The following is a 6888-nucleotide window of genomic DNA, read 5'->3' as shown; positions in this document are numbered from 1 at the left end:
GCTGTGCTCGGCGCTGCTGCGGATCATCTCGAGCTGGCGGTCGCGCGTGGCGTCCACCAGCTGCAGGCCCATCCGGGCGTTGAGGCCCGAAAGCGAGATCATTCGGCGGCCATGGACGCGGAGGCCTTCGCGCCCGACGAGATATGGTCGAACAGCTTCGCCTCGTGCTCGAGGACCGGGCGCAGGGCGCGCATCGCCTTGTAATAGTCGCCGACGCTGACGTAGTTGGCCGCCTCGAAGATATGGCCAAGGCTCGGATGGCCGAAGGTGGTGGCGAGGTTCGCCATCTCCCGCTGGATGATCGGCACCAGGTCGTCGCGCAGCTTGGAATGGATCAGCGCGTTCTGCACGAGGTAGTAGACCCGGGTGACCGGCGTCACCGGCGCGTCCTCGTCCAGCAGGTCATGCCCGCGCACCACGTCGGCATGGCTCTCGATCGTGAGCACATGGCGGCGCGACGAGTTGCGCATCATGCAACCGTTGACGACGATCCGCTCGTCGGGGCGGAGGGTGAGCTTGAGAGCCATGTCAGGCCACCTCCGCCGGGGCCGGGGCCTGGCCGCCAAGGCCTGCCACGATCGAGCGGTTGATCTCGACCAGCGCGCCGACGCCGGCATTGCCGCCGATCACGGCGCTGGTCTGGCGGTCGACGAAGATCGCCAGCGAGATCAGCCCGGCGCGCAGCTCGGCCGGCAGCGCGTTGCCAGGTTGGGCCAGGTCGAATTGCAGCTCGGACCAGAATTTCTGATTGGTCACCAGATCGTCGCGCAGCCCATCGGACAGGAGCGCACTGCGCTCGCGGGCGCTCTCGGCCCGGTCGAAGGCAGAGGCGCGGGTGGCGAGCTGGCCGGTGACGCGGCTCAGCACGCGGCGCTCGATCTGGCGGGGGGTTTCGCTTTCGCGGATGGTGGTCTTGTAGGCAGCGATGCTCATGCGTTCTGCTCTCGCTCAGGGCCCTGCTCTTCTGGCTGGGACGGTGGAGGCGGACGCGGACACAACCCGAGGATCGCGCAGACGCGTCAGCCGGTCGAAAATTGTCGGGGGGACACCGGGCGCTGGCCCGGTTGGGGTGCGGCCCGCCCCGGAGGGCGGGCCGCGAAGTGCCTTAGCGGAACAGGCTCAGGATGTTCTGCGGCGCCTGGTTGGCGATCGAGAGCGACTGCGACGCCAGCTGCTGCTGGACCTGCAGTGCCTGCAGACGGGCCGCTTCCTCTTCCATGTTCGCATCGACCATCGCGCCGACGCCGGCGTCGAGGTTGTCGGAGAGCTTGGTCAGGAACTCCTGCTGACGCTCAATCGACTTCTCGGACTGACCCAGCGAAGTGGCTGCATCGACCGTGGCCTTGGTCGCGGTGTCGGCGTGGGCCAACACGGCGGCGAGGTACTCGTCGCCATCGGCGGCGCCGCTCGTGTCGGTATCGGCCGTGCTACCTGCACGAGCCGCAAAGTCGGTCGCGATCAGGTTGAAGGTCTCGAGCTGCGCGTTGAGGTCCACCGGCGACACGGTGATCTTCGTGGTCTGCAGCGCACCTGCGCTGTCACGGCTGATGCCCGTGATGATCTCGCGATCAGCAGCTTTCGAGCTCGGGTTCGTTGCTTCCGGAGTGATGGTGCCGACGACGTCCATCGTACCGGAAACCGCAGCGGTGGTCCCGTCGGCCGCCTTCTTCCCGGCGTTGACCAGGTCATCGCCGTTGAAGGTCGACTGAGACATGATCGCGCCCATGTCGGCAACGAGACGCTTCAGGTCGGATTCGATCTCGTCGAGACCGCCCTTGTTCTCCTGGGCGAAGGCGACCTTGTCACGGAATTCCGTCGCCAGGTCCGAGAACTGCTCGGCGCCGAGACGCGCGGTCGCGACAGAGTTCTTGGTCAGGGTCAGGCTTTCGTTGACCGCCTTGGTCATGCCGCTGTCGCCCTTCATGGTCTCGGAGATCGCGAAGTAGGCGGCATTGTCCTTGCCCGAAGACACTTTCAGACCGGTCGAGATGCGGTCCTGGGTGCTGTTCAGGCTCGAATTGATGTTCCGCAGGGTCGAGAGAGCGGACATCGCGGAGTTGTTGGTGAGGATCGAAGACATTGTAGTTCTCCAGCATTCTAACTGTTCGATCGTCTTTCTGACGAAGTCGGCATGACCGCCGCGGTATGACTATGGTTAAACCCATGAATTGGGGCGCGTTTGTGACGCTATACGGACTTATCCATGGGCGCGCGGGAAAGCGTGTCCTTTGTGCTACGGTTGCCGTTCGCCCCATAGAGGCCACCCAGCCCGTGCCGGTCGCGCAGACGCTCCAGATCGCGCGCGACGGCGCCGGTGGTGGCGCGCATCCGTTCCAGCATCGCCGCATCCCGCGCGATGAGATTCGCCAGCGCGTCGAGCCGCTCGCGCAGCTCCTGCGCCGCATCGTCCCCGGCCGCGAGACCGGCCTCGATCTCGGGGCGCGCCGTCTCGATTCGCGCGGCCAGTTCCGATTTGCGCTCGAGCCGCGCGGTCACGCCGGCGAGGTCGCCTGCGCGGATCTCGGTGATCTCGGCCTCAAGCAGCGCCACGAGTTCCGCGATCTCGGCCTCGAGCCCGCTGGGCTGCGATTCGGTTTCCTGCGTCATGCTGCCCCCTGCCCCGTCCGGGTCCCGTCGGTATCTTCATAGGCACCGATCGCACGCGCCACGCTGGTGGCGATTCCCGTGCTGTCCTGATCGGCGATCTGCTCGGCGAAGGCGCGCGCCAGAAAGCTGCGCCAGGTTTCCTCGGCATGGCCGCCTCCAAAGGCGCCGATGTCGACGCTCTTGAGCATCTCGTCCACTGTCTGCGCGAGGAACATCTCCTCGAACTTCTTCGCGGTCTTCATCGTTTCGGGATCCGCCTCGCGGGTCTTGGCGAGCGGCTTGAGAGACAGCGCGGTGGGCATGATCTCCATCAGATGATCTCCAGATCGGCGTGAAGCGCGCCCGCGGCCTTGATCGCCTGCAGGATCGAAATGGTCTGGCTGGCGGTGACGCCGATGGCGTTGAGCCCGTCGACGAGGCGCTGCAGGCTGACATCGCCCTCGAGGATCGAGAACTGCGCCTCCTGCTCCTCGACCGTCACCTCGGTCTGCGGCACGATCACGGTGTTGCCGATCGAGATGGGCTCCGGCTGGCTCACCTCGATCTCCTCCTTCACGATCACCGTGAGGCCGCCCTGGCTCACCGCGACCTCGGCGATGCGCACCTCGGAGCCGATGACGATGGTGCCCGAGCGAGCATCGATCACCACCTTGGCGATGGCGTCGGGCTGCACGCGCAGCCCTTCGATCTCGGCCAGCATGCCGGGGATGTCGACCTTGGCGGCCGAACGCACCTCGACGGTCCCCGAATCAAGAGTTCTGGCGATGCTGCCCATATGCGCGTTGATCGCCTGTTCAACCCGCTTGGCGGTGGTGAAATCGGGGGTGCGCAGCGCGATTCGGATCGAGTTCATCGCCGCGAGGTCGAAATCGATCTCGTTCTCAACCGTGGCGCCATTCTCGATTCGCGCCACTGTGGGCACGCCCTCGACGATGCTGGCATTGGCGCCCTGCGCCGCGTAGCCCGCCACAGCGATCGGCCCCTGGCTCACCGCGTAGACCTCGCCATCGGCGCCGGTGAGCGGCGTCACGATCAGCGTGCCGCCGCGCAGGCTGGTGGCGTCGCCCAGCGATGAGACGACGACGTCGATGGTCGAGCCGCGCCGCGCGAAGGGCGGCAGCATCGCGGTGACCATGACGGCGGCGGTGTTCTGGGTGCGCATCTGTTCGTCGGTCAGGTTGCCGACGCCGAGCCGTTCCAGCATCCCTTCGATCGAGCGTTCGGTGAAGGGCGAGTTGCGCAGGGAATCACCGGTGCCGTTGAGGCCGACCACGAGGCCGTAGCCCACGAGCTGGTTTTCGCGAACGCCCTCGAACTGGGCGATGTCCTTGATCCGCACATCCGCCGCCGATGGCGGTGCCGCGATCGCGCCCAGACCAAGCGCCAGCGCGAGGGCGAGGGCCGGCAAGAGACGCGGAAGATGTCCTGCCATGTGCGACGCTGCTCCCGGAGGCCTGAATTGCCCGGTCATCCTAGCCGGGCGTCGGGAAGGCCGACAAGAACAGTTCCGATCAATCCATGAACAGGTTGCAATTATGCAAACTGTTCATGGACCAAAAGGGGTCAGAGATAGTTGAGGAAGGACAGCTTCGAGAGCCGCGCCGTCACGGCATAGGTGGCCTCGAGTTGCGTCTGCAATTGGGTCAGCCTGGTCGCGGCCTCGTAGGGATCGACGCCTTCCAGAGCAGCGGTCTGGCTCCGGTAGAGATTGAGCCGGAGTTCCTGCGATTCACGCAGTTCTTCGACGCGTGAGGCCTGCGCCCCCATCCGGGTCTCGGCGGCGAGGAGTTTCTCGGAACCCGCGCTGAGTGCCTTGAGACCCTCGTCGAACCAGACCTTGCGGGCCTCGGGATCAGCGATGTCGGCGATATCTGTCGCCGCCAGCATCGCCAGCCCCCGCAGGATTTCCGTCATACCCGGATCGTTGGCCTGAACCCCGTATTCGATCGTCTCATCCGCATCGATCCGCGCCGTGAGCCGGGCGGTCTCCGAGACCGGACTGCCATTGTAGAAGGTCTGCTCGAAATCCCCGGGCGCTGTGCCACCCGGGGTGAACACGGCGGCCATCTGGTTCGCGATCGCGGCCGCATCGGCGGCATCGACCGGCCCAGCCCCGTAGATCCCCGCCACCACGTCGGATGGGGCGAGACCGCTGCGCGGGTTCGCCTGGTCCCAGGGCTGCAGCGTCAGGTTGCCGCTGTCGAGCCCCCCGAACAGCGCGCTGCCCTGCACGGTCCGGTTGGCCTGGCCGATGATCTGCTCGATCGCGGCGCGCGCCGCCGCTTGCAGTTCCTTGCCCTGGATCAGCCCGTTGGCGCCGGTCTGGGCGGCCAGATCAAGCACGCCGCTCACCGTGCTGCGGATCTCGCCCAGTGCCTTGGTACCGCTGTCGAGCCTGTAGGAGAGCAGCTCGTTCGAGAGGGCGAACCCCTCGAGCCGCTTGGTGTTGGAGCGCAGCGTCAAGGCCTCGGCCGAACGCGTGCCCAAGGAGCGATACACGTCCGCCTTGCGGTTCGTGCTCATCTCCGTGCCGGCTTCGCCGAGCTTCCGGTCAAGTTCGCCGATCAGGCGGGTCCGGGTCAGCGTGCTTTGCAGGCTGCCAGATGTCCGGGTCATCGCAATCATCATCGGTCTCCTTTACCTGACGGCCGCCAGCAGCGTGTCCATCATCTCGCCCAGCGTCTTCATGACCGTGGCGTTGGCGGAATAGCTCTGCTCGATCAACATCAGCTGTTGCAGTTCCTCGTCGATGTTGACGCCCTGCACCGCCGAGCGTGCTGCCTCCGCGGCATCGCGGCCGGCCCCCAGGGCCTCCGCCTCGTCGCGCGCGGTGTTCCGCATCTGTTGGTGATCGGCGATCAGCCCGGCCGCGAAATCCGCGAGGGTCCGGTTCTGCCCCAGCCCCGCGGATTCGTCGAAGCTGGTCGTTCCGGCCAGCATGGTGACGTAGCCATCGATCCGCCGCCCATCCGAGGCCGGGCCCTGCGCCACCGCGCCCACGCCGTCGCGCAGTCGCCACGCGCCGCCGCCCGCGTCGGAGCGCACGGCATCGTTGACGGCGATGCGCGAGGCCAGCCCCTTCAGATCGGCCGCCGAATAGGCGTCTCCCCCATCGGTGAACAGGCCGGGCTGACCGGCGGCAAGGCTGTCATCCGCCGCCTCGAAACCCTGCACAAGGGCGCGCGCCATTTCGTCGAGCTGCAGCTGCATGCGCGGCAGGTCGCCCCCCAAGAGACCCAGACGGCCCGCCAGCCGCCCCTCCTCGGAGCCCCGCGAACCGACCCCGCCCGGGGTCACGTCGACGCCGTCGATCGACAACCGATCGGTCTGTTCGTCGAATTTCAGCACGCGCACGGAATCGTTTTCGACCAGCGGCGCGCCACCGGTGGTGAAGATCGAGATCCGCCCGCCGGCGTCATAGCTGGTGCGAACGTCGAGGATTTCGCTGAGACCGTCGAGCTTCGTCGACAGGTTGTCCTCGAGCGCGGCGCGGCGCTCGGTGGGACCGTTCTCCCGGCTGATCTGGCGGTTGATCTCGGCGATGTCGGTCAGCGTTTCGTTGATCTGGCTCACATCGCTGCGCACCCCGGCGCGGGTGTCGGATTCGATGAGCGCGAGGCTGTCGGCGGCGCCGCGCAGCGTCGAGGCCATCGCGACCGCCGCTTTCACGGCGCTCTCCTGAAGCGCCGGCTGCGCCGGATCGGACGCCACCGCGTCGAGCGCGCTCTGGAAGGTCGCGAGCCGGCCATGCAGCCCGGTGGCGGAATCGATCTCGCCCAGGACGACCGCGTGGCTCGCGAGGGCCGAGGCGACGACCTCGCGCCCGGCCACCCGCGAAATCTCCTGTCGATGCGCCTGTTCGAGGCGGGCATCGGCGGCGCGGGCATAGCCCGTCACCGCGACGCCGCCGCCGGGCAGGCTCGTCATGGGGGCGCTGCGCTTCGAATAGCCCGCGCGCGACGCGTTGGCGATGTTGCTGGAGGTCATTTCCGACCAGCTCTCCACGGCGGCAAGGCCGGTGCGGCTGGCGTTGAAGGCGGCGGTGATGCCCATTCTGCAATCCTTTAGAGAGAGAAGCGCGGCGCATTCTGCTGCCGCCTAGCGCGGCTCAGCGCTTGAGGTTGGTGGTTTCCTGCAGCATTTCGTCGACGGTAGTGACGATCTTGGCGTTGGAGGAATAGGCGCGCTGGGTGCTGATCAGGTCGGTCAGCTCCTGGGCCACCTCGACGTTGGAGCTCTCCAGCGCCCCGGCGGTCAGCCCGCCGGCCGAGCCCTCGCCGG

Annotated in this window: 9 protein-coding genes; all 9 read right to left on the bottom strand. The window is 67.0% G+C overall.

What is annotated here, in order from left to right:
* Positions 1-98: 98 nt before the first annotated feature.
* Complete coding sequence (locus tag LOS8367_RS18405; protein WP_085898000.1) at positions 99-527, bottom strand: flagellar biosynthesis repressor FlbT; 429 nt, start codon at positions 525-527, stop codon at positions 99-101.
* A gap of 1 nt (position 528) precedes the next feature.
* Entirely contained in the window at positions 529-933 is a 405-nt protein-coding gene (locus tag LOS8367_RS18400) for a flagellar biosynthesis regulator FlaF (protein WP_085897999.1), read from the bottom strand.
* 172 nt (positions 934-1105) lie between these two features.
* The gene (locus LOS8367_RS18395; protein ID WP_085897998.1) at positions 1106-2080 is read right to left on the bottom strand and encodes a flagellin N-terminal helical domain-containing protein; all 975 of its coding nucleotides are present in this window, start codon (positions 2078-2080) and stop codon (positions 1106-1108) included.
* Between the two features lie 107 nt (positions 2081-2187).
* The gene (locus tag LOS8367_RS18390; protein WP_085897997.1) at positions 2188-2607 is read right to left on the bottom strand and encodes a hypothetical protein; all 420 of its coding nucleotides are present in this window, start codon (positions 2605-2607) and stop codon (positions 2188-2190) included.
* Positions 2604-2918, bottom strand: a complete 315-nt coding sequence (locus LOS8367_RS18385) for a rod-binding protein (protein ID WP_085897996.1) — start codon at positions 2916-2918, stop codon at positions 2604-2606. The genes LOS8367_RS18390 and LOS8367_RS18385 overlap by 4 nt, the downstream gene beginning before the upstream one ends.
* Positions 2918-4039, bottom strand: a complete 1122-nt coding sequence (locus LOS8367_RS18380) for a flagellar basal body P-ring protein FlgI (protein WP_085897995.1) — start codon at positions 4037-4039, stop codon at positions 2918-2920. Before LOS8367_RS18380 ends, LOS8367_RS18385 begins: the two co-directional genes overlap by 1 nt.
* A 131-nt stretch (positions 4040-4170) precedes the next feature.
* Entirely contained in the window at positions 4171-5223 is a 1053-nt protein-coding gene (locus LOS8367_RS18375) for a flagellin (RefSeq protein ID WP_165761526.1), read from the bottom strand.
* A gap of 21 nt (positions 5224-5244) precedes the next feature.
* Entirely contained in the window at positions 5245-6660 is a 1416-nt protein-coding gene (gene flgK, locus LOS8367_RS18370) for a flagellar hook-associated protein FlgK (RefSeq protein ID WP_085897993.1), read from the bottom strand.
* A gap of 55 nt (positions 6661-6715) precedes the next feature.
* Positions 6716-6888, bottom strand: a 173-nt coding sequence (locus tag LOS8367_RS18365) for a flagellar basal body rod C-terminal domain-containing protein (protein ID WP_278247967.1), incomplete at its 5' end; no start/stop codon positions are given.

The organism is Limimaricola soesokkakensis (genome assembly GCF_900172345.1).
In the GTDB taxonomy this organism is placed as follows: domain Bacteria; phylum Pseudomonadota; class Alphaproteobacteria; order Rhodobacterales; family Rhodobacteraceae; genus Limimaricola; species Limimaricola soesokkakensis.
Note: the sequence above shows the minus strand (reverse complement) of the source record. Positions and strands in the feature narration are given on the sequence as shown.